Origin of the sequence: Thiolapillus sp., assembly GCF_048562965.1 — a bacterium.
In the GTDB taxonomy this organism is placed as follows: Bacteria; Pseudomonadota; Gammaproteobacteria; order Chromatiales; family Chromatiaceae; genus Thiolapillus; species Thiolapillus brandeum_A.
On sequence record NZ_JBHNMF010000831.1, the window covers coordinates 1 to 1270 of the forward strand.

The window sequence follows — 1270 nt, forward strand, 5'->3', positions numbered from 1 at the left end:
GACTTACGATTATGACCCAAGAACCTGCAGCCCTGTTCCATAGCCACTTTCACGAGCCCTGTTCCATGAAAACGATAACCCAAATCATCGTATTGTCCCTGCTGTTGCCGTTGTTTGGCTGTTCGACCAACCTGGCACGAAAGAATAATAAACTTGGTCCGCAGGTCCCCATTCCAGTGCCTGTAACGCCGGCTGCCTTGCTGGAACTGGAGAAACAGCACGCCATACATGACAGAACTGCTACGTTCAAAGGATACAGGAAATCTCTTTTTGAAAGTGGGCAGTATGTGTTCTCCGCCACCCGAAAACCCTATGTGCTGGGTTTTGCCCGTCAATATGCCGCCAGTCATCCTGACTGGTCACGGGTGACCAACAATGTTCTGGATGTCGCCAACATCGGCATGCACCTGTTCAGCAGCGGGCCGACCCTGGGGCCGCTGTGGCTGACCCTGGTCGACATCGATTCGCATATTATTGAGAAATCCAAGGAAGGCAAAACCATGCACATGCCATCGCTGACGATTTATGCGCCTTATCCTGACCTGAATCGTTTACCGGTGGATGAAGCGCTGGCCGAGGGTACGCGGCGGCTGGGTGAGCAACTGGTGAGCACGGAGCTGTGTCATTACCATACCTATCCGCGGGTGGGCGCTTACGGCCGGTTTATTCCAGGAATTATCCATCAGCGCGCGCTCATGTGCGGCCGGCCCAACCCCACCGTGCCCAGCGCCGCGGAGTTCGGCAATGCCTGGATCGAAACGCTCGTGCTTGATGAGAAAAATCCACTAAGCCAGCTGTTTGGTGTTGGTACCGTGGTATCGACCTTTCTCTGGCTGCCGGAATGGACGAATTACCCCATGGAAATTCAGCAAGCTTTCTATGATTATGTCTGGGAAGGCCCTGAATTCACAGCGGCTGTTGATGGTTTCAAGGTGCTGAAAACCGTGATGCCCGATGATGCTTATACAGTTATCACCGGACCGGACGGTGAGGGCAACTGGCGGGTGTTTGTCGCCCACCAGGATGTCATGGTGGCCTACCCGCCGCCCTGGGCGACCATCAAAAAGCCGCCGGAACAAGCCGCTCAGAAGGACCTCCGCTTCTAAAGCTGTTTTTTGGGTGTTTTCAATGGACAATTGCTGGCATTTTCTAATTATCATGAGCTTTTTGGAGGGCGCTTCCACATAGCCCCCGTCACCCCCTACTGGCCCCATCAGGCGGTAGTGGCCACCTACCGGCGGGTAACAGCCTTCAGGTTTTGGAGATAACA

Annotated in this window: 1 protein-coding gene; it reads left to right on the forward strand. The window is 54.3% G+C overall.

Annotation, left to right across the window (positions count from 1 at the left end):
• Positions 1–92: 92 nt before the first annotated feature.
• Positions 93–1106 (forward strand): hypothetical protein, encoded by a 1014-nt coding sequence (locus ACOCD2_RS20450; RefSeq protein WP_419625998.1) that lies wholly within the window; start codon positions 93–95, stop codon positions 1104–1106.
• The last annotated feature ends 164 nt before the right edge of the window (positions 1107–1270 follow it).